Genomic DNA, 21,371 nt, shown 5'->3' with positions numbered 1-21,371 from the left:
CTTAATATGTAATCCCCTCCTCGGAGACCTGTCCTGAGCCCAGCCAAAGGGGGTGCCGCGTCAGCGGCGGGGTGGGTTTCCTCGCGGGTGCACCCCTATGCTGTCGGCGCCGGCGGTGCCGTGCGGAGAATCAGGGCTTCCAGGGCGCGCATGGTTTCCTGATGCTGTGCCTGCTGGTTGGTGGTTCGGGCTTCCAGGACCCGCATGGTCTCTACGTGCTGCTGGTCCCGATGGTCGGCGGCACGTCGCATATAGCGGAGCCCGGCGTAAATCAAGCCACATTGCACGGCCCCGACCAGTAAGGCCACCCCGGCCTGCACAAGCCCGACCCATAAGGTGGCCCGGCTAATCTCCAGGCCAGCCTGCTGAATCTCCAGACTGACCTGCTGAAAGGCGACAGTGGCAGCTTCAAACTCAGTCATCACGTCTCTCCTATCATGAGAACGCATCGGAGAGAATACCGCAGCCGTCAAGAGCGCTCCCCGCAGGTATACTCCCCCAGCCACCTTTTCTCGGGCCTGACAGTGTGTCTGTGGTACTCGGCTAAGCTGCTATCTCGGAGGGAAAAAGCCGGGTTGGGCAAGGTCGTTTCCTGCATATAAAAAATCCGGAAGGTCTCCAATCGCTCCTGGCCGTCATGACGGGCGTTCCAATCCCGGCACACGTAGCGGGCATAGGCGTCGAGCGCGATTTCCCGCTCTCGCTCTACAGGGTAGATATTTTCCATGAATTTCCACCACCGATCATTGGGATACTGGGCAGAAATATCCGCAGGTTTCTCCCAACTCACCATACCCTCGTCCGTCCACAGATCGACTTGGCGTCCATCCTGCAACGTTCCGGGCATGACAAACCAACCATCATTCTTGAGCGGATAGGGCGAGAACATATTCCAGTACTGATCGAGGCGCAGGAGATAGACAACAAGAGCGGCGGAAGACGGAAAAATGGGGCGGACATAGGGCGCCGCCGCCGCAAAACCGAGCAGATTCCACAACACAACGCAGACCAGGAAAGCCGCCGCCAACGCCTGAGCCAAGCGGGAAGACCGAAGCGGCGGCGTTGGGTCCGGAGACCCCCCACGCTCCCACACCAGACTCGGCACAAAGACGAGCCAACTGACCATGCTGATATACGGAAACAGGCCGATGCTCATGAACAGTGTCAGACCGCTGTGAAAGCAGAAAAACGCGCCCACCACACCAATCCGCAACCAGGGCGTACAAAAAGGCACAAACACCAGACAGGGGCCGAGGAACTCCAGTACGATAGCAACTCGACTCAGCAGGACCAGTAAATCAGGAAACCCCAGCACCCACAGACCGAAGGGGGTGACGACTTGGTCAATACTCAGGGCGTAGTACACCGCACTGCCCTCATCCCACCACACTGCCCACGATTTGAAGGCCGCCGTACACCAGTAGACCAGACAGACTTGAAGCAATAAGGCTGCCGTCCCCACCGAGCGCACACTGGTCGGCAATGGGGCCCGGTCAGCCCCAGAACGCCCGATCAGACTATCGAGCGAATAGCGCGCCCCCAAGGGGACAAACATCCCCCAGAACAAGAGGAGACGCAGCAGCACATCGCTGTCGTGCAACACCCTGGGGTTTCTGGCCTGAACCGACAACAGCAACAGCCACGAAACCGCTGTCACCAGCGGCGTGCGGAAGCCGAGCAGCAGCGCCAGCGCAAAAACACCGGCAATCAGAAAAATAATCGCCTGACCGAAAGCAGAGCCGCTGACAAGATGCACCGAGAGAGGCAAAGGGTCGGACAGATGCGGAATGAGGACGTCGCGCGGCAGCACCCCCCAATCCGTGTAATGCGCACGCAAATCCTGGGCGCGGATGTACAGGTCGGCCAGCAGCAGGGCGCCAAGGGCCATACGAAAAACCGCCAATGAGCGGAGATCAATGCTGAACATCACAGCCCCCCCGTTCCGCTCTCATCATATTGGGCTTGTTTACCGGTCTCAAGGGAAGGCAGCCCGCACTTCTCTCCCAAACGGTCGGGTCCTGAGCCCTCCAGATTGCCGTTTGATATACAGCTTGATTGTATGCTGTTCTTGACTCTCATGGTATTATATAGTGTGCTACGGTATGTGATGCCGGGGGGAGATCGCCATGCCAGGGGTATCAAAGGCCGAACAGTCTCGAAAAACGCAGAGAGTTTTGCTGGATACCGCTCGGAAACTCTTTGCCGAGAAAGGATACGCCGATGCCTCGACCGAGGAGATAGTGCAGCAAGCGAACGTGACCCGAGGCGCGTTGTATTATCACTATCGCGATAAGGCCGATATCTTCAGGGCGGTCTTTGAGGAAGTCAGACTGGAGCGTGTTCAACTCGTTATGGAGAGCATACAGGCGACTGAAGGAGGCATATGGCAGAAGTTTGTGGAGACAGGTCTCGGCGCTTTTATAGAAAATGTTAAGGACCCGGTCACACAGCGTATCGTATATACTGACGGCCCGGCCGTACTGGGCTTGGCTGTCGTGCGAGATAATGCGCCCGGCCTGATACTCCTGCGCAATGCGATCACACATTTGATGGACACTGGCGAGATCGAACAGATGCCAGTTGGCCCATTGAGCGCTATCCTGTGGGCGGGATTATTCGAGGCGGGCATGTATATCGCTCAGGCGGACCCTGACGATGCTGCCCAGGTCCAAGAGGAAGCGGTCGATGTTATGCTGCGGATGTTCTCCGGCCTGCGGACTGCGCCCCGGCAAGAGGCCCCGTAGCGAGCGAATCATGCGCCCTTGTGGAATACCGGCGGAGCACAGCGCCATGCTCGAATCCTGCCTCTTGCTGCTGGGCTGTGTACTCTTCGGGGTCGCCATCGTGTCCGACCTGACCGGCCGCTGGATTCCGGATACGGTTCCGCTCACCTTGCTCTTCCTCTTCGCCCTCTCCACGCTGACGGTCGGGCAGCCGGCACCGGTGTGGACCCATATCGCCATCGGTGCGGTCCTGTTGCTGGTAGGGTTTACCCTCTTCGCCTGTGGCGGGCTCGGCGGGGGCGACGGCAAGCTCATGGCCGTCGCCGGTCTGTGGGTCGGTCCGCACGACCTGACGTTCTTTCTGGTCGGTCTGGGATTGCTCAGCCTCAGCCTCGTCCTGTTTGCCCTGCTGCCCTTCGACCGCACCCGCCGGCTGCGCACCAACCTGCCCTTTGCGGTTGCGATTGCCCCGCCGGTGATCGTGCTCCTGGCATTGCGGGCCTTTTCCGTATGATAAGGTGAGTGCGGATGCGACGCTACCGAACCCTCATTCTCGTGGTGCTGCTGGGGATTATCCCTGCGGCCATTGCCCTCTCGGTCAGCATGTGGCTGTATTTCGGCCCGGACGAAGAAGAGCCCGTCGCGCTGGAGGAGCCCATCGTGACCCCGCCACCCGAACCGGTCATCCCCCCGGTAGAGGTCCTGGCAGCGGCCCGTAACCTGTCGGCCGGGACGCTGCTCACAGCGAACGACCTCACCTATGTGCCACTGGAGGCCCAGAACGTCCTGTCCAGTCATATGCGCAAAGCCCCGGCCGACGCGGAACAGGGGCCTCCTTCAGTCATCGGCGCCGTGACCCGCGTCCCGTTTCTGGTCGGGATGCCGCTGACGGACACCGGGCTCATCCAGCCCGGTCAGGACGGATTCCTGGCCGCGGTGCTGCGGCCCGACCGCCGGGCGATCACCATCACGGTCAATCAGGAGACCAGCCACGCCGGGATGATTGCGCCGGGAGACCGGGTTGATGTCATTTTCACCATGCAGGTTGCATCGGATGAACCCAGCCAGCTCAACTCCTTCAGCAGAACCGTCCTGGAGGACCTCCGCGTCGTCGCCGTCGGCCGTCGCATCCAGAACGTCAACTACACCACACCGGAGGACGACCCTCCCCCCCAGGACGGGGGCACGACCGTGACCCTTGAGGTACGCCCCCCGGAGGCCGACCAACTCGTGCTGGCCAGCACCCGAGGCAGCCTGGCCCTCGCCCTGCGTCCCCTCGGCCAGGCCGAAGACACGGGCTGGCGCACGCCGGTCGGTCTTAACCGGCTGCTGCCGCCCCCGGCAACGAAAGCCCCGACCCCCGACCCTGTGCGGGTCCAGGTTTTTCGTGGAGAGAACCGCGAAGAAGTGCTGCTGCCGCAATAGCCCTCCACTGCCTGCCACCCCGCGCCGCAATCCCAACGAGGGTGGGCGTGTCCCAGTTTGCAATGTCCCCCCACCCCAACCTCCTTCGACTTCGCTCCGCCCTTCGGCTGGGCTCAGGACAGGCTCTCCCTCCATGGGCTCACGACACGACCGTTTGCCGGCAGCACGGGCCGGAGCCGCCTCATCCCCTCCTCGGAGGGGTGCCGCGTTAGCGGCGGGGTGGGTTTCCTCATGGGTACATTCCAGGCACCCACCCCGGCCCTGCGGGCCACCCCTCCGAGGAGGGGAGTAAAAAAACTATTTGCCTGGTCTCCTGGGAGCGCGGGCATCTTGCCCGCTGTGTTTTCTTTTTGCGGGCTGGAAGCCCGCACTCCCAGGTGTGGAACCATCGGGTCCTGAGCCCCCTGGAGGGGATGGTAGGGAAGGGAGTCTCCGCGGACAGAAAAACCGTGTGAAAATGAGACACTACCACGAGGGTGGGCGGCTTGCCCCGGGGCTTCCCTGGGTTTATGCTCAGCGGCATGAGTGAATGGGTGATGTTTGACACCCACCGGTTCGTGCGAGATCTGGTGGCTGCCGGCATGGCGGAAGCGATAGCCGAGACGCTGGCCGAGAAGCAGGTGGAACTGCTCACCAGCGAGTTGGCAACACGGGTGGGGTTGGTCCAGGTAGAGGCCAATCTGAAAGCCGAGTTGGCGACCACCAACGAGCGCATCGCCCAGGTGGAGGCGAACCTGAAAGCCGAGTTGGCGACCACCAACGAGCGCATCGCCCAGGTGGAGGCGAACCTGAAAGCCGAGTTGGCGACCACCAACGAGCGCATCGCCCAAACCAACGAGCGCATCGCCCAGGTAGAGGCCAATCTGAAAGTCGAGCTGGCGACCACCAACGAGCGTGTCGCTCAGGTAGAGGCCAATCTGAAAGCCGAGTTGGCGACCACCAACGAGCGCATCGCCCAAGTGGAGGCGAACCTGAAAGCCGAGTTGGCGACCACCAACGAGCGCATCGCCCAGGTGGACGCCGGTCTCAGGAGCGAGATCGCCGCGACGCGGGTAGAGGTGGCCCAGGTGGAAGCCAATCTCAGGACCGAGCTGGCCGCGACCAAGAGCAGCCTCATCAAGTGGACGGTGACCATCATGACCGCCTACACCGCAGCCATTGCCGCGCTCGTCTCGGCGCTGGCCCGCTCACTGGCCGGCTAGTGCAGGATGATCGACTATGAGTCACCAGTCACAGATTTTTCCGGCCTGCTGGCCTAAAGGGCGGAAAGTGAGAAGTTTTCGCAGCAGCAAGGGGGGCCGGGTGCTGAACTCGGGACTGTCCCCCGCGCGGGCTATCGCTCGATACTGCCCCGACCGGATATAGGCGAGTGCCACCTCGGGGTGTTCAGCCAAGTAGGCATGCAGGGCAAAATACGGCATACGCGCCCCCGTTTCCACATAGCGCTCCTTCAGCAGACTGTCAGACGTCGAAACAATGACGACCGAATCCGCCAGAAACCCGCCAATATCCAGACTGCGGGGAATCAGGAAGTGGTTGGAGCCAGCATCATCAACACGCAAATTACTATACATCTGCCAGGCCGAGCGCAGCTTCAGACCCAGGTACGGGCCGAGTCCGTTCAGCAAGACCAGGAAAGGAATGAGCAGCAGCAGAGAGGAGCGCCGCCTGTTGTGGCTGCCGCTTTGCCGCCAGGAAGGAACCCACCCCGGCCCTTCGCCAAGCTCAGGACCACCCCTCCAAGGAGGGGAGCAACACATCCCCTCTTGGGAGGGGTGCCGCGCAAGCGGCGGGGTGGGTTCCTTCCTGACACGCCTCGGTCTCCAGGCATAGCCCACCGCCACGCACAGCGTCCCGGCCAGCGCCAGCCACAACAGGCTGAAGCCAACGATGTTCAGTCCCAGGCTGATGTCAGGAGAGAACCAGCACAGCACCAGCGTCAGCCCATACCCGGCCAGGAAGTGAAACCGATTGAAAAACAGCCGTACCACGCTGCGCCAGACCGGCTTGCCCCGCACCGCCCTGGGAAGGCAGCGGCGCACACGGACCAACGGAACGGCAGCCGCCGGAGGGACAAACACCCACAGCAGCGCCACCATCACGGAAGAGAAATTATAGAACATCTTCACGATGTCCAGGGCGAGCAAAAAATGAAACCCGGCGCCCAGCAGCACCGCCGGCAGCCGTAGCCGGGGGATGGCCAGCCCGATGGGGAGCGCACCTTCGACACCCAGGGTGACAAAGATGGCCAGCGGAGCCAGGGCGGGCAAAGACGGTACAGAGAACAAGTCGGTGATATGGCCGATAAAAGTCACCGCGCAACTCGATGACGGGTCGAGAAAATCCGCGTTCAGCTTATGAAAAAAAGTAAAAAAGTAGAAAATGATTACGGCAAGCCGAACGGCAGGCGTAAACACTCGGTACAACTCCGCAGAGCAGAGGGGAGACCGCCAGGCACGGGCTTTCAGACCGATGGCCGCACACAGGATCGTCAGATTGACAAACCCCGTCAGCAGCCAGTGATTGGGGGTATACGGAAGCTGATAGCCGACCTGCAAAACCTGAACGGCCGCCAGCAGGAGCAAACGCCGGACCGAGGACGGGCGATGGATGACCGCCGCGGCAGCGCAGGCCAGGACAATCTCCGACAGCGGCCCGACCGTGGTGAGTGGAGCGCTGTGGAGCAGGACATTGTCCCAGATAATGTGGAGCAGCGCGGCAATGGCCCACAGCAGGCAGAAGATCGAGCAGGCCGAGTCTGTAACGGCCCGAGAGTCGTGAGACTGTGACACAGGAGAAATGACCGACAGCAGTCCGCAGCGCATGAAATCCGTCCTGTTTTAGGGCAGGAACACCGCTCTGAGCTGGGAGAGTCCTTTCTTCAGCGGCAAAAAATACAGGGCGAGACAACTCGTGTAAACATCCTCCTGACCGTCGCCGAGTCCGAACTTCACCTTGCTGTTATCGTCCGGCAGACAAAACGTCCCAAAGACAACATCCCAGACCGGAAAGAGAAAAGCGAAATTTTTGTCGACATGTTCGGGAGAGCAACTGTGGTGGATGTGGTGGTGAGCAGGACAGCCAAACACGTAGCCCCATTTCCCAGGCCACCTGAGCCAGATGTGAGAGTGGCGTAAATTATACCCCAGCGCGTTGAACAGGAAAGAAAACAGCGTGACGCCGAAGATCGTCGGCGTTGCAGGGACATAGCCGAGCGCCCACGATATCACGCCTCCCGAGAGTCCTATCGCGGCCCCGTGGCCCAAAGCGTAGAAGAGATTGTCTATGGGATGTTCTCGGTAGTTCGTCAAGGGATGCATGACAGACGGCGAATGATGAACCTTATGAAATTCCCACAGCAGCGGATTTTTATGCTGGTAATAATGCAGGGCATAGGCGACGAAGTCGCTCAGCAGAACGGCCAGGAGTGCATAGGCCCATTCCAGACCCCAGATCAACTCGGACGCAATTCTCAGGCCCCCGCCGCTCATGCCTGTCAGCACCTCGGAACTCTTGTGCAAGACCGTGGCTGAGACGGCTGCCATCAGAATCCCTTCGGCGAGACAGACCCGGAACACCTGATGAAAGAAAAAATACCGCACGTCAAGCCAGGCGGACCGCTGCCTCCACACCGCTGCCGGGAACAGGAAACGCAAAAAAGCGCGCAGCCCTCCGCTATGACCGGTTTGCCCACTGGGGAGAGACTGGAAAAAAACGAACAGGGCGAACAAGAGTGAGGTGAACAGCCAGATGACAAAAATTCTCTGCTCCGAACGCAATGGATACGCGAGGACGACAAAAAACCGGTGCAGAAAAAGGTCTCCGAGTGCAGAGAAGATGGAAAAGAGGTCGGCTATCATCGCGTTCATTCCGGGCCGGCGGAGCGGCTACTTCGTGCGGCGTAACAACTCGGCCGACACCTCGCCCTGGCGCTCCCTCAGGCTTAAGGACCACCTCAACTCTGGACCAGAGGGTAAGGTAGGAAGAGCATGTTCAAAACATCGTTCTGTTTTGTACTCTTCTGGGAGAAACATAGCCTGCCATACTCCTAAGTTAAGTAAAATCAATAGTTTATCAGACCCTTTTTGCATGCATAGGGGGGTCTCAGACAAAAAGTGAGGAAAATCAGATACTTATGAGGCCATGCATGAGAAAAAAAGAGACTGTTCCTATATTACCCTAGTAAAATCAAGTATTTATTGAGCTCCCCGACGACATCACCTCTATCCTCATTTTCCACCAGCCCGCCCGCCCCGACGTTCGTCATTAGCCCAGGTTGCCCAGCGCCTCCATGGTCGAGATAAAGGCCGGGCCGGCCACCAGCAGCAGCGTGCCCGGCGTCACCAGCAGCAGCATGGGCATGCTCATCAGCACCGGCAGCCGCGCAACCTGAACCTCAATCCGGGCCGCGCGCTGCTGCCGCTCGCTGTGGGCGATATTCCGCATGGACTGGGCCAGCGGCGTGCCATAACGCTCGCCCTGAGTAATGGTCGAGGACAGGTCGCGCAGCCCCTCCACCCCGGTCCGAACGTGCAGGTCGTGCAGCACATTTTTGCGCTCGGTGCCAAGCCGCAGTTCCGCCTCGGACAGGGTAAACTCACGGGCCAGATCGGGCGCCATGGGCCCCAACTCCCGCGCCACCCGAGACAGGGTGCGCTCAAAAGTCAGCCCGGATTCGAGGCAGAGCGTCATCAGGTCCAGGGCATCCGGCAGGGCCGCGGCCATCCGGCCTTGCCGGCGGGCGCCGAGGCGGTCCAGACCCGTCTCAGGCAGAATCCCCCCGACCACTGCCCCGGCCAGACCCACCAGCAGGATGGCCGGCGTAGAGGTATATTCCCCCAGCCACTGTCCAGCCGAGACCTGCCAACTCAGCAGAATGCCGCCGGACAGCATGACGGTCAGCTTGACCGTCATGAATATCGACAAGGCGTCGGGCCGATGGAACCCCGCCCTTGTGACCGCATCTTTCAGCTTGGCTCGCTCGGCCGCCCCGACCGGCACCAGCCCGGACAATACATTCAGCAGAGCGGACGACACCAGACGCAGGGAAAAGCCCTCCCCCTTCTGTTTGCGTCTTTTCTGCGGTTCGCCATACACGGCCACGGCCCAGGTCCGTACCCTGACGAGCCGCTGATCCAGCACCTGGGCATTCCGGGTGCTCCGAAAGACCAGCACCCCGGCAACTGCCATACAGGCGACTACGATAATAACAATGAGCCAGAACATGACTGCGATGCTCCTCTACTTCTTCCTCTCCCCTCCTTGGAGGGGTGGCCGTAGGCCGGGGTGGGTTCTGGCGCGACCGCCCGTCAAACCCACCCCACCGCTGACGCGGCACCCCTCCCGAGAGGGGATATAAAATAAAGCTCCCCTCCTTGGAGGCCTGTCCTGATCCCAGTCGAAGGGGGTGGCCCGAAGGGCCGGGGTGGGTGCCTGGAGTCCACAGCCCAATATACCCACCCCACCGCTGACGCGGCACCCCTCCCGAGAGGGGATATAAAATAAAGCTCCCCTCCTTGGAGGCCTGTCCTGAGCCCAGTCGAAGGGCCGGGGTGGGTGCCTGGAGGGAGAGGGCTGGGGTACAAAATAAGCCATCCCCTACCGTCCAATCCGGGCCGACAGGGCGCGGGCGACCAGCAGCCCGCTCAGAATCAGGCCGACCCCGTAACGGAGCAGCGTGCCGCCCGACTCGGTATAGAATAACGTCTCAATCGTCTTCGGATTGGTAAAATTCTGGGTAGCCAGCACCACGACCGGCACCAGCGAGATAATCGCCAGTGTCAGCCGGGTCTGGGCCGTCGAACTGTTGGCCTTGAGCGCCACCCCGTGGCGGGCACGCAGAGTCGCCGACAGATTACCCAGCGCGCCGGAGAGGCCGCCCCCGGTTGTTATCTGCAAACAGATCGCGGCAGAAAACAGGGAAAACGCCGGGATACGGACGCGCGCGGCAACATTGCGGATGGCGGGCTCCGGGTCCAGGCCGGCGGCCACCGCCGAGGCAACATCGCTCATGATCCTCCCGACCGGCTGCGGAGCCTCCTGCGCCACAATCGAGAGGGCCTCCATGGGCGGCACGCCGGCCCGCACCAGGCGCACCACCTGGTCGGTGATTTCGGGAAATATCTTGGTAAACTCGTTGCGCTGGCCGGTGTCCTGCCTGACCAGCACAAACCAGCCGCCTCCCGGCCCGCCAGCCACCAGCAAAAAGAGCGTCGCCAGCGGCCCGAAACCCATCCAGACCGCGCCCACGCCTGCCGCAATCATGCCCAGCACGCCCAGCCCGACCGCCGTAGGCAGCACCCGGCGGACGTCAACCAGCGGGAATCGGCGCTCCAGCCAGCCGACCAGCCGCGACTTGCTGCGCTGCTCCCGAAAAATACTGATCCGGTTATTCGGTGTGGCGTCCGGCAGCGGCTCACCCCTGAGCGTCGCCGCCACCCGCGTCAGCCGGCGTTTCAGCTCCCGCTGCTGCGGCCAGAAGACGGCCACCAGATAGACGCAGGGCAGCTCAATCAGAAACGCCACCCCGGCAATCGCCATGCTCAGCAGCGGGTTGCCGATAATGAGCAGGGCCAGCAGGCCGGGGATAATCACCCCGGCCACGCAGACCAGCAACGTCAGCGTCATATTCATGCCGCCTCCCTCGTGCCCATCTGGAGCGTCTCCAGCAACTCGGCACGCAATCCCGCAGCATCCACCGCGGCCATCCAGGACGGTTGACGACCGCTCTGCTCAAACTCATGCGCCTCGCCCGGCAGACGGCGCCACATCTCCTCAGTCGTAATAATATCGCCCTCCATCCCGACCACATCCGTAATGCTGGTCACACAGCGATGCCCGGAGCGCAGCCGGGACAACTGCACGACCAGGTCCACCGCGGACACAATCTGGCGGCGCATGGCCGACAGCGGCATCTCACCCGAGGTCTGCATCAGCATGTTTTCGAGCCGGCCCAGTGCATCACGCGGATTATTGGCGTGAAGCGTACACATCGAGCCCGGATGACCGGTATTCATGGCTTGCAGCATCTCGTTGGCCTCGCCGCCGCGCACCTCACCCACGATGATCCGGTCGGGCCGCATCCGCAGGGCGTTAATCAGCAGATCGCGGATGCTCACCTCGCCCGTCCCCTCCACACTCTCCGTGCGCGTTTCCAGCCGGACCACATGCGGCTGCTGCAACTGCAACTCCGCGGAATCCTCAATAGTCACCAGCCGCTCGGCATTGCTGATCTCGCGTGACAGGGCGTTCAGAAAGGTGGTTTTCCCGGCGCCCGTCCCGCCCGAAATCAGGATATTCAACCGGGCTTTGGCACAGATCTGGAGCAGCCGGCCCATGGCCGGAGTGAAGGCGTTGCGCTCGGCCAGTTCGGCCAGGCTGATGCCGCGGGCCACAAAGCGCCGGATGGAAAACGCCGCGCCGTCAATCGCCAGCGGCGGAATGATGATATTCACCCGGCTGCCGTCCGGCAGGCGCGCGTCCACCATGGGGCTGGCCTCGTCAATCCGCCGCCCGACCCAACCGGCAATCCGCTGAGCGATATTCAGCAGATGCTGCCCGTCGCGGAAACTGATGTCCACCTGCTCCAGCCTTCCCTTGCGTTCGATATAGACCGACTTGAGCCCATTGACCAGAATGTCGGAGACCGCCGGGTCGTTGAACAGCGGCTCCAGCGGACCGAGGCCCTTGATGTCATCCACCAGCCGCTGCACTACGCGCCGGCGGTCCAGCGGCGTCAGGTCCGAGGCAATCGACTCTTCCCTGTCCAGAAAGGACTGGATTTGCACCGCCAGTTCGTTTCGGCTCAGGTCGGCCGCCTTGGACATATCGAGCGACTGCACCACCGTTGGATGGATTTTTGACGCCATATCGGCAACCAGTCGGTCCGCGGCCTGCCGGCGCGCCGGCTCGGCAGCACCGGCCCCCGCCGCTCGCGGGGGGTGTTCCTGGGGCGCGGCGTCCCCCGGAGCAGGCTGCCCCTCAGCCGGCGGACGGGTTGGAGACGGGCTGGGGGCCGGCTTGGGGGCCGGCGGTTTCGGGCGACGGCCAAAAGCAGTGCGTGGCATAGAAACCCCCTTGAACTGTGCGTTAATAGTCGTTCTGCGCGGCGTCGGCCAGCGAGATAGCCGGCCGTATCAGCCTGCCAGTCAGCGCTTCCAGGGCTTTGCGGTATTTTTTGCTGAAATCCCGTTCCGGCAGGCCATAGTTGGTGGCCGCGGGCAGACCGGGCTCAAACGGCACGGTCACGTCCGGCTCGCGCCCGGCCAGGGTGTACTGGATATCCGCCGCGGACAAGGCACTCTTGGGCGCCCGGGTGTGGTTTTCGACCAGCAGGCTCGGGTTGTCATTGCCGAGCAGCACCAGGCGGCGGATAACCCGGTTCAGACTGACCAGGGTGGGCTCAAAGACCAGCACCCGTTCGCTCGCGTTCGGCAGCACGGCAAACAGCAGATCGGTATCAGTCAGGCCGTCCACGATCACCAGGTGGGAGCGGTTGGCCAACTGCTCCATCAGCCAGAGGACGGCCTCAGCCGCGGGCGGGGACGGCAGGCTGTCGCCCCCCCGGTAGCCATACACGGAGACGCGCGGCGTCACCCGCGTCCGGACCCCGTCAATCAGGCCGGGGTCCGGGTCGGGTTTGGCCGCCAGGTCGAGCAACTCGTCAAACCCCACCGCCGGCTCCACATCCAGCATCAGCGGCAGTGCCCCGGAGGTCCGTTCCAGGTCCAGGACCGAGACATAACTGCCCTGGTTTGCCGCGGTCAGGGCCGTCAGCACCGCCAGGGTGGTGGCTCCGCTGCCGCCGCAGCCGGCAAAGGCAATCACCCGTCCGGCGTACAGAGAGTCTGCCGCTTCCTCATCCCTGAGCGCTGCGGTCACGGCGTCGTGAATATCGCTGGCCGTCAGGGGTTTGGGCAGATAATCGCTGACCCCGCAGGCCAGCAGTTCGCGGGTAAAGCGGGCCGTGTCATTCGAGCTGACGGCCACGACCGCGGTACCGAACTCGCACACCGCGGCCAGCTCGTGAATCCGCCCGACCGGAAACTCGGTGCCGTCCAGGTCAACGAACAGCAACTGGGGCGAGGCCGCGGCACTCAGCGTTTTAATGGCCGCGGTGATGTCCCCCCGCCGCACCTGAGCCTCGCGCCCGGCCAGCGCGTCTTTCAGCACCCGCTCGGTTGCCGTGTCAGCCGCAAAGGCCAGGATACTGCTGGTGTCGGTGGATTCCATGGACGGCGCTTCCTCATTCCCCAAGGCGTTTCACGTTAAGCGGTAGCCATGCCATTATGCTTTCGTCATGCCGGACTTGATCCGGCATCCGGAGGCGGGGAGTCGAGAGCCTGGATTCCGGCTTTCGCCGGAATGACGGAGGGGACCGGGCTAGCTAGACAGCATCGTAAATCGCTCTAGGTATCACCACCCCCGATAGCGATGGTTTGCGACACATCCGGCAGCTCGCGCACCTCGTCCGCTACCCAGCGCTGATACGCCCCGTGGGTGGCCCCATAGGCCGCCACCGACCGCTCGGCCGGAGCCGTTTCCAGGCTATCCGCATAGTCCGCTCTGGTTTCGTCCAGGCTGCGCTGCGCCTCTTCGAGCGTGGCCAGCGCCATGCGGGTGGGCGGCAGGGTCTGGTACAGCGACAGCGGCACCACACTACAGCCGGCGCAGGCTATCGTGACGACCAGCAGTACGGGCAGAAAGCGGTGGGGTGGGGTTGGCATGGGCATTCTCCTCAGTGTTCCGCATTACCTCTTCATCCCCTCCCAAGAGGGGATATAGTGTCACGTTGCGCCGTTGACAGGGCGTATGGCGTTCCCTACTTTCAGGAGCAGTCAACACATGTTGACAAGGGAAAGAATATGACGACATTTGAATGGGCCTCCATCAGCTATTATATGGCGCAACTCGGCATTATTGCCTGGGGCATTTGGGAGATGCGGAAAAGTAATACGAGCCGGGAGGCCAGTACTGCCTTGATGATCCAGCAGGCCAAAGCCCTTGAGGACATGGGTGCGGGTCTCCGTGAGCAGAGTGCCGGGCTCCGTGAGCAGAGTGCGGGCCTCCGTGAGCAGAGTGCGGGCCTCCGGGAGCTTTTGGAGCGCAGCGCCCCAGCCTCACCCCGCCAATAACCACACCATCCCCGCCCACTCCACTGCTTCGCAGCACCCCTAGTTTTTTCTATCCCCTCCCTGGAGGGGTGGTCCTGAGCTTGGCGAAGGACCGGGGTGGGTTCCTGACGTCCCATCATGTCCAAACCCACCCCGCTGCTTCGCAGCACCCCTCCCGAGAGGGGATATAGTCCTTCCCCCTCCTCGGAGGGGTGGTCCTGAGCTTGGCGAAGGACCGGGGTGGGTTCTTCTCCCGGACCCACTCCCGAATCACCGTCAACACCCCTTCCAGATTCTGCCTGACCTCCTCATCCTGAAAGCGTAAAAACCGCACCCCCAGCGCTTCCAGCCGTTGCTGCCGCCGCCGGTCGTGTTGCTGGCCGGTCGCACTGTCGTGCGTGACGCCATCAACCTCAATGGCCAGCATGAGGTCTTTGCTGAAAAAGTCCACGATATACTCGTCGATCGGGCGCTGCCGGTCAAAGTCATAGCCCCCCATCTGCCGCGCCCTGAGGTGCTGCCACAACAGCACCTCCGCCCGCGTCATATGCTGCCGGGAGCGCGCGCGTTCTTTCAGACGTGGGTTATACGGTACGATCTTGCGTTTCATAGCCTCCCCTTTTTCATCCCCTCATCGGAGGGGTGGTCCTGAGCTTGGCGAAGGGCCGGGGTGGGTTCCCGTATACACTGTCCGGCCGGGGATAACCCACCCCGCCGCTGACGCGGCACCCCTCCCAAGAGGGGATGTGTGCTGCTCCCCTCCCTGGAGGGGTGGCCGAAGGCCGGGGTGGGTTCCTTTGTTGCATCACACTTCAATAATGATACCCGCGCACCCGCCGACCGGGCAGTTGACGGTTCCGGTCGGTCGTGCGGGGCATGGTCGTGGCGGTGGTCAGCCGCGCCGTGACCACCACAATCAGCTCGGTGGCGCTTGAGCGGACCGACTGCGAGCCGAACAACATGCCCAGCAGCGGAATATCCTTGACGACCGGCAGACCGGCTTCAATCGCCTCGCTCTGGTCGCGGTACAGCCCGGCAATCACAATCGACTCGCCGTCGCCGACCTCCACCGTGGTCTCGGCCCGGCGCACATTGATGACCGGGATATCGATCCCGGTGACGGTTAGCGAGTCCGTGTCCGAGCGCTGCGACACCTCCGGGCGCACGGTCAGCATGATGCGCCCACTGTCAATAATCGTGGGCACAAAGTCCAGCAGCACGCCGTATTTCTTGTACTCGAAAATAATCGCCCCGTCCTCGAAACCCGACGGCAGGGGATATTCCCCGCCGGAAAAAAAGCTGGCCGTCTCGCCCGAGACGGCAGTCACATTGGGCCGCGCCAGCACCGTGGCCAGGCCCGCGGAGGCCAGGGCATCAATCATCCCCCGCACCGTCACCCTGCCGTCGGCAACGCCGGTGCTGCCGCTCAGGGACGCGGCCCGTCCTTCGGCCAATTCCTGCACCAGGAATCCGCCCAGCGCCTCATCAAAAAAGAAGCGCCCGACCTGCAAGCCAAGGGCGCGCCCCCCGCCGATATCCGGCATCACTTCCCAGTTGAAGCCCAGGCTTTCGCTGACGCTGCGCTGTACTTCGGCGATCTGCACTTCCAGGTTGACCTGCTGTTTGCCGGTCACGCGGATACGGTTTTCCACCGGCGTCTCCTCCGGCAGGGCGGTGATCGTCAGGCGCAGGGCCAGGTCGGCCTCGGCAATCGAAGCCACCGTGCCGCCAAGTTCCGCGCCTCTGTTGAGTTGACGAACCGTTACATTACTGAGCGCCGGCACGCCTTCCAGCGCGGCCCGGACCGGCTGGATATCCAGGACCGCGTTGATGGTCCACTCGCCAATCAACGCGCTATCGGCATCCAGCACCGCCACCGAGGTGCGGCCCACGGCCTTGGCCACCACGAACAGCACCCCGGACGACACAAGCTGCACATCCGCAATGGCCGGGTCGGCCACAAAGACCGACGCCGCCGGCGTATCGAGCCGAAAGAGGCGGCTCTGGGAGACCGGAATCCGCACCGAGGCGGGCAGGGTAGGGAATTGGGGGTTGGGGTCTGGTGTAGGGGCACCCCCCTGTGGGTGCCCGGCCTGATCGGGGGTTGGGGATTCGGGATTCGGGTCGGTCGTGACCGGAGGTGTCTCTTCTGAGACGGTTTCGGGTGTCGGTTCAGTCGGAGGCACGTCCGCATCTGCTTTCACCGCCGGGGGAGCCTCCTCTGATCCCCTCTCGGGAGGGGTGGCCGAAGGCCGGGGTGGGTTTGCCCCCGCCGGCTCAGTTACCGTTTCCAATGGGGGAGCCACCGCCTGGTCTGCGTTCTGTTCTGCTAACTGTTCCTCGTTCGGGTCAAGGGATGGCGGTGCGTCCGTAGACCCACCCCGCTGCTCCGCAGCACCCCCTTCGGCTGGGCTCAGGACAGGCCTCCTGGGAGGGGATGATTCGGAGGCGGTCTCGGACGCTGCGGCGGTTTCAGCCGGGGGAGCAGCCTCGGGTGCGGGTTCCGTAACTTGTTCGGGCGCTGCGGTTGTCTCAACCGGAGGCGTCGCTTCGGCGGTCGGAACCGATTCGGGTGACGAGTCGGGCTCCGCCGGAGGTGTATCCGCGTCGGTTTTCACAGACAGGGATATTTCTGCTCCCCCCCCTGGAGGGGTGGGTTCCTCCCCCGCCGGCTCCGTTGCCATTCCCAACGCAGGGGTTGCAGTTTGGTCTACGTTCTGCCCTGTTGTCTGTTCTCCGCTCGGGTCGGGTGTCAGTGATTGAGCGGGCGTAGACCCACCCCGCCGCTGACGCGGCACCCCTCCCGAGAGGGGAGGTTCTTCTTCTCCTCCCGAGAGACGAGCCTCCTCTTCATCCCCTCCCTGGAGGGCCTGTCCTGAGCCTGTCGAAGGAGGTGGCTCCTGAGCTTGGCGAAGGGGCCGGGGTGGGTTTGCCCCCTCCGGCTCCACGACCATTTCTGATGATGGAACTGTCATTCGATCTACGGACGGGTCAGAGGTCGGTTCTCCATTCGCAGCGACAGCCGAAGGCGGTACGTCCGCTAACCCACCCCGCTGCTCCGCAGCACCCCTCCAGGGAGGGGATATTTCCTCTGATCCCCTCCCTGGAGGGGTGGTCCTGAGCTTGGCGAAGGGCCGGGGTGGGTTCTCCCCTTCTCCCTCCCCAAGCAGGGATGGTCCAACGGCAAAAGGCAGCGCAGGGGTGGGGGGAGAGGGGGAGTCCCCGGAGATAGGGGGGGAGGGGGAATCTCCGGGGACGGCCTCGGGAGACGGCTCCGGGGTTGGGGGGGTCGGAGCCTGGGCAAGCACAGGGTCCGTACTTCGACTTTGCCCCTCCGGGGCTACGCTCAGCACGGGCGGAACCTCGTTCGCCCTGAGCGTAGCGCCAGCGGAGTCGAAGGGGCCTGCCTCTCCGTCGGCCAACAAATCGACTACAACTTTAACGCCGCCGTCCTCGCTGTTGAGCAGAAACGTCCGCAGCCGGTACTCGTCGGTCAGGGTTGCCACCACGCTCTGGCGGTCCGAGCCCAGGGCGATATCGCTGATATACGCCCCCAGATAGCGCGGCACCTGCCCGAAGGTGGTGTGCAGGCGGCGGTCGAACATGACGGTCAGCGTGGTTCCTTCCATTTGCGCGCCGTAGGCCACGACCCACGGCCAATCGAACACCAGGCGGCCATAGCCCTCATGCGCCCAGGCGCGCGTCTCAATCGGCATCACCTCCAGCCCGTTGCCGTTCGGGGCCTGGCCGTAGCCGGGGCTGCCGGCAGCCAGCCCCAGGAAGGCCAGCAGCAGCCCCAGTATACGCCGACGCAATGAATGTATCCTTTCCAACACACTGCGATACTATACGGGCCGGGTCAGGTGAGGCAATGACAACGGGGGCAACCCACCCCGGCCCTGCGGGCCACCTCTCCAAGGAGGGGAAGAGGCAATATCCCCTCTCGGGAGGGGTGCCGCGTAGCGGCGGGGTGGGTTGCCCCGGCAGGTCGTATGGGGGCAACCCACCCCGGCCCCTTCGACAAGCTCAGGAGCCACCCCTCCGAGGAGGGGATAGGAAAAACTCCCCATCTCAATTCCCCCCGCTGATCTGCTGCCCAAGCGCCGTCATCGTCGCCACGATATCGGCCCTGAACGCCTCATAGGCCCCGGCCACGGCCACAACCGTGATGCCGGTCACCAGGGCGTATTCCAGGGCCGAGACGGCACGCGTGCTATGCAGATAGCAGGCGAACTTTTGTGTATGGCGTTCGATGCGCTTCATACGTGTGCTCTCCTCTCGGCGGCAACGGCTGTCGGGCAAGTGATTAGTTGCTAGGGGCGGCAGGCCCGTCTTCCATAGCATTGTCCTTAACATTGTCTACCGCTGTTTCAGCTTTTTTTAGTGCCTCCTTAACACTGTCTCCAAGCGCCCCCATTGCTGTGGCGACGGCGATGACAATAACCCCTACCAAAATCGCATACTCCAACGCCGACACGGCCTGGTTATTGCGCACATACTGAATGAACTGTTTTCCGTAACGAATAATGGTCTGCATATCTGTTTCCTTTCCTCCGGCTAGGGGTTGCGGTTTCGTCGGTCGGGTGGAGGCCCGCCGGGCTGTGGGGCCGTTTTTTATGAGCGTATGAAACTATCCTCCTCCTTCCTCCTCAATTCATTCGCCGGGGACAAACCCACCCCGGCCCCTTCGACAAGCTCAGGAGCCACCCCTCCAAGGAGGGGAGCTTTTTTATCCCCTCCTTGGAGGGGTGCCGCGGAGCGGCGGGGTGGGTGCTCCTCGGACGCACATTGACACCCCTGCGGGCGCCCTTTATAGGGAGGGCATGGACGGATACGAAGCCTTGGCCCACACCGCAGTGGCCGCCTTGCAGGCAGCCACTCAGCCCAAGTGGACCGATGTCCTGGTCGCGGCCGGTAGCGTGGGCTGGCTGGTGGTCGGGTTGTTGCAGTGCGGTTTGATCTACATCGGACTGCGCCGGATGGGCGAGGCCACAGCAGACCGCAGAGCCCAGCATGAAGAATCCATGGCGACACTGCACGAATCGAGCCGCGCAGCCCGGCGGCAGCACGAAGAATCCATGATCGCACTGAAGACCCTGATTGAGCGCACCGCCCCCCGGAACTGATCCTGCGACTCGGCTCAGGACAGGCCCTGCGACTCGGCTCAGGGCAGGCACCCGGAGTTGTCCCCATCCCCTCCTTGGAGGGGTGCCGCGTAGCGGCGGGGTGGGTGCCTCCTGGGCCACCGGAGTACGCAAGGAGCAGCCTTGCCATCCCGTGCGGGGGTGGTTATGGTGAGGGCCTGGAACAGTCACCATGAGTGTCGAATTGATCAGCGTACTGATAGCCGTCGTCGCCGTTGGGGCCACCCTGGCCGGCTTGACCGTGAGCGGGCAGCGGGCCATTCGGGCCGAACTCGCTGCCCAGCGCCGCGACTTCACCGCCGAACTCGCCGCCCTGCGCCGCGACTTCACCGCGGAGTTAGCCGCCCAGCGCCAAGAGATCACCGAATTGCGCGAACAGATATCCGAGTTGCGCGAGCGCATGGCCCATCTGGCCGGGCTGCTGGACGGGCTGCGTGAGGCGATTGCCTTCCAGCGCGGGGCCGCCTGAGCCTCTTTCGACTGCGCCCCACCGGGGGCTGCGCTCAGGATGAACGGGACCGGAAGGGTCACTTCCCGGCTGCTGGATATCGTCATCTGTCCTCTCCGTTCCATTCCAACCCACCCCGCTCAGAGCACGCGCCGAAACCGGAGGATCTGCTGGCCAATCTGCTGAAAGGCGCTTTCCAGGTTTGCTTTGCTGGCGTCGTTGATGAAGACGTACTGTCCACTCGGGTCGTCGGCCTGACTTGAGCACTGGGTGAGAGACGTTTCCAACTTGGTCTGATTCGTTGTCGGCACGGCTCCGCGTTTCGTGGCCGTAATGACAAATACCTTGAGGCCGGAGGCTTTGGCCGCCTTGCAGGCCTGCTGCCGATGTTCCTCCGTCTTCTCGTGATGCGTGTCCTGACCGTCCGTCAGCAGCACCAGGGCTTTTATCGTGCTCTTATTCAGGTCTGCCGGATGCACGGGGTCGCCCCAGATGGGGCGCCAGGTCGGGGCCAGCAGCCGGTGTCCCCACACTATGCCGAGCGTCGAATACGTAGTGGCGCTCAAAGAATAAGTGTCTGAGCGACTTTCTTTGGCCCACTTCAATCTCTTCAACTCGGCCACCTTCAAATTGGTAATGGCCCGCTTGATTATAGCACCATCTGTCGTCAGCGGTATGATTGCGGGCATGTCATCAAGGCAGTCGTGCTGCGGCTTCAGTGTCTTAGGGTATTCCTCCTCATAACATCCAAACTGCTTATATTCGGGTTTACCTAAACATGCTGACTCCGGCGATTCTGATGTATCGTGGCACTTGAAAGAGATGGCATCACAAGCATAGTTAAGGTCAGGAAGCGTGGGAGAGTAAAACCCCATCGTGACTGGCTCTGCTTTTGGCAGGGTAATGGACAGGCCGGGCGGGTTCTGGCCGGAGGTCCGACGCTGGTCCGGACAGCCTTTCCAGACTTCGGGCTTGGCCGGCAGGTTGTGCCACTCGCCTTTGGCGGTGACTTGGTGGGGGTCATAGTAGTCGACGTCCTGCGTATTCTTGTCTAAATACGGATGGGGATAATAGCGCCGGGTCGGATACTCCGCCCAACTGTTGTCTTCCCAGCGTTGTTGCGTGGTCGAGTCGAATTTCACCCGATAGTACCAGGGCACAAGGCCGATCGCCACAGAATCGCTGTTCGCGGTCAGGACGTCGACCAGGTCCTGGGCGGCCTGCTTGACGACCGCCATGCGGGTCATGTGGGGCTCGGGGGGATCGGAGCTGCCCGTGACCCCCTGGGTCATTGATCCGGTGATATCGATGGCCAGCACGACCTCGGCGATGCTCTCAGTCCGCTCGGTCGTACTCTCCACGGTGGTCGTGCCGCCGACCGTTCCCCACAGCCAACTGCCGAAGATGGTCCCGCCAAGGTCGGCGGTGGCGAGAACACCCACGGTGCCGGCCTTGCGGTCGGGGTCAACGGTGACGGCCAAGGTGGCTTCTTTGTTTTCTATCTGGTCGCGGTAGCCTT

General features: G+C 62.6%; 20 protein-coding genes. 6 read left to right on the top strand and 14 right to left on the bottom strand.

The genetic code is table 11. The annotated features are described in order from the left end of the window. Nucleotides 1–95: 95 nt before the first annotated feature. Nucleotides 96–422 (bottom strand): hypothetical protein, encoded by a 327-nt coding sequence (locus ACOOGG_RS00865; protein WP_420431320.1) that lies wholly within the window; start codon nucleotides 420–422, stop codon nucleotides 96–98. 47 nt (nucleotides 423–469) lie between these two features. After that, complete coding sequence (locus ACOOGG_RS00860) at nucleotides 470–1,927, bottom strand: HTTM domain-containing protein (protein WP_420431318.1); 1,458 nt, start codon at nucleotides 1,925–1,927, stop codon at nucleotides 470–472. 199 nt (nucleotides 1,928–2,126) lie between these two features. On the opposite strand from ACOOGG_RS00860, the gene ACOOGG_RS00855 reads away from it, so the two are divergent. The 4 genes from ACOOGG_RS00855 (at nucleotide 2,127) to ACOOGG_RS00840 (ending at nucleotide 5,350) form a co-directional block, all read left to right on the top strand. Then, on the top strand, nucleotides 2,127–2,744 hold the full coding sequence (locus tag ACOOGG_RS00855) for a TetR/AcrR family transcriptional regulator (RefSeq protein ID WP_420431316.1): 618 nt from the start codon (nucleotides 2,127–2,129) through the stop codon (nucleotides 2,742–2,744). Then, a complete protein-coding gene (locus ACOOGG_RS00850) occupies nucleotides 2,656–3,237 on the top strand; it encodes a prepilin peptidase (protein WP_420431314.1) in 582 nt (193 codons plus the stop codon). The genes ACOOGG_RS00855 and ACOOGG_RS00850 overlap by 89 nt, the downstream gene beginning before the upstream one ends. Nucleotides 3,238–3,251: 14 nt before the next feature. Next, nucleotides 3,252–4,148 carry a Flp pilus assembly protein CpaB gene (gene cpaB, locus ACOOGG_RS00845; protein WP_420431312.1) on the top strand — a complete coding sequence of 299 codons (897 nt, stop codon included), beginning with the start codon at nucleotides 3,252–3,254 and terminating at the stop codon, nucleotides 4,146–4,148. 521 nt (nucleotides 4,149–4,669) lie between these two features. Further along, complete coding sequence (locus ACOOGG_RS00840) at nucleotides 4,670–5,350, top strand: hypothetical protein (RefSeq protein WP_420431310.1); 681 nt, start codon at nucleotides 4,670–4,672, stop codon at nucleotides 5,348–5,350. Nucleotides 5,351–5,371: 21 nt separating this feature from the next. Here the strand turns inward: ACOOGG_RS00840 and ACOOGG_RS00835 are convergent, their stop codons facing one another. From ACOOGG_RS00835 to ACOOGG_RS00785, 11 genes are all read right to left on the bottom strand, one after another. Beyond that, nucleotides 5,372–6,973 (bottom strand): hypothetical protein, encoded by a 1,602-nt coding sequence (locus ACOOGG_RS00835; RefSeq protein ID WP_420431308.1) that lies wholly within the window; start codon nucleotides 6,971–6,973, stop codon nucleotides 5,372–5,374. A 15-nt stretch (nucleotides 6,974–6,988) separates the two neighbouring features. Next, nucleotides 6,989–8,008, bottom strand: a complete 1,020-nt coding sequence (locus ACOOGG_RS00830) for a sterol desaturase family protein (RefSeq protein WP_420431306.1) — start codon at nucleotides 8,006–8,008, stop codon at nucleotides 6,989–6,991. A 406-nt stretch (nucleotides 8,009–8,414) separates the two neighbouring features. After that, the gene (locus ACOOGG_RS00825) at nucleotides 8,415–9,374 is read right to left on the bottom strand and encodes a type II secretion system F family protein (protein WP_420431304.1); all 960 of its coding nucleotides are present in this window, start codon (nucleotides 9,372–9,374) and stop codon (nucleotides 8,415–8,417) included. A gap of 372 nt (nucleotides 9,375–9,746) precedes the next feature. Next, complete coding sequence (locus ACOOGG_RS00820) at nucleotides 9,747–10,775, bottom strand: type II secretion system F family protein (RefSeq protein ID WP_420431302.1); 1,029 nt, start codon at nucleotides 10,773–10,775, stop codon at nucleotides 9,747–9,749. Between the two features lie 2 nt (nucleotides 10,776–10,777). Next, nucleotides 10,778–11,989, bottom strand: coding sequence for a CpaF family protein (locus tag ACOOGG_RS00815; RefSeq protein ID WP_420431300.1), 1,212 nt, complete (start codon nucleotides 11,987–11,989; stop codon nucleotides 10,778–10,780). A gap of 247 nt (nucleotides 11,990–12,236) precedes the next feature. Continuing rightward, nucleotides 12,237–13,379 carry an AAA family ATPase gene (locus ACOOGG_RS00810; RefSeq protein ID WP_420431298.1) on the bottom strand — a complete coding sequence of 381 codons (1,143 nt, stop codon included), beginning with the start codon at nucleotides 13,377–13,379 and terminating at the stop codon, nucleotides 12,237–12,239. Nucleotides 13,380–13,555: 176 nt separating this feature from the next. Then, nucleotides 13,556–13,873 carry a hypothetical protein gene (locus tag ACOOGG_RS00805; protein WP_420431296.1) on the bottom strand — a complete coding sequence of 106 codons (318 nt, stop codon included), beginning with the start codon at nucleotides 13,871–13,873 and terminating at the stop codon, nucleotides 13,556–13,558. 523 nt (nucleotides 13,874–14,396) lie between these two features. Continuing rightward, a complete protein-coding gene (locus ACOOGG_RS00800; RefSeq protein ID WP_420431294.1) occupies nucleotides 14,397–14,870 on the bottom strand; it encodes an endonuclease domain-containing protein in 474 nt (157 codons plus the stop codon). 202 nt (nucleotides 14,871–15,072) lie between these two features. Next, complete coding sequence (locus ACOOGG_RS00795; protein ID WP_420431292.1) at nucleotides 15,073–16,284, bottom strand: type II and III secretion system protein family protein; 1,212 nt, start codon at nucleotides 16,282–16,284, stop codon at nucleotides 15,073–15,075. Between the two features lie 2,047 nt (nucleotides 16,285–18,331). Continuing rightward, nucleotides 18,332–18,523: a hypothetical protein gene (locus tag ACOOGG_RS00790; RefSeq protein ID WP_420431290.1), complete on the bottom strand. Its 192-nt coding sequence runs from the start codon at nucleotides 18,521–18,523 to the stop codon at nucleotides 18,332–18,334. Between the two features lie 43 nt (nucleotides 18,524–18,566). Then, nucleotides 18,567–18,797 (bottom strand): Flp family type IVb pilin, encoded by a 231-nt coding sequence (locus ACOOGG_RS00785; RefSeq protein WP_420431288.1) that lies wholly within the window; start codon nucleotides 18,795–18,797, stop codon nucleotides 18,567–18,569. A gap of 286 nt (nucleotides 18,798–19,083) precedes the next feature. On the opposite strand from ACOOGG_RS00785, the gene ACOOGG_RS00780 reads away from it, so the two are divergent. Together ACOOGG_RS00780 and ACOOGG_RS00775 are read left to right on the top strand one after the other, a co-directional pair. After that, complete coding sequence (locus ACOOGG_RS00780) at nucleotides 19,084–19,386, top strand: hypothetical protein (RefSeq protein ID WP_420431286.1); 303 nt, start codon at nucleotides 19,084–19,086, stop codon at nucleotides 19,384–19,386. Between the two features lie 190 nt (nucleotides 19,387–19,576). Further along, entirely contained in the window at nucleotides 19,577–19,873 is a 297-nt protein-coding gene (locus ACOOGG_RS00775; RefSeq protein ID WP_420431284.1) for a hypothetical protein, read from the top strand. A 119-nt stretch (nucleotides 19,874–19,992) separates the two neighbouring features. Here ACOOGG_RS00775 and ACOOGG_RS00770 read toward each other — a convergent pair. After that, on the bottom strand, nucleotides 19,993–21,371 hold a 1,379-nt coding region (locus tag ACOOGG_RS00770; protein WP_420431282.1), incomplete at its 5' end, for a hypothetical protein.

It is taken from the genome of Candidatus Poriferisocius sp., assembly GCF_965214065.1.
In the GTDB taxonomy this organism is placed as follows: domain Bacteria; phylum Actinomycetota; class Acidimicrobiia; order Acidimicrobiales; family Bin134; genus Poriferisocius.
This window is presented reverse-complemented; position numbering and strand designations above follow the sequence as displayed.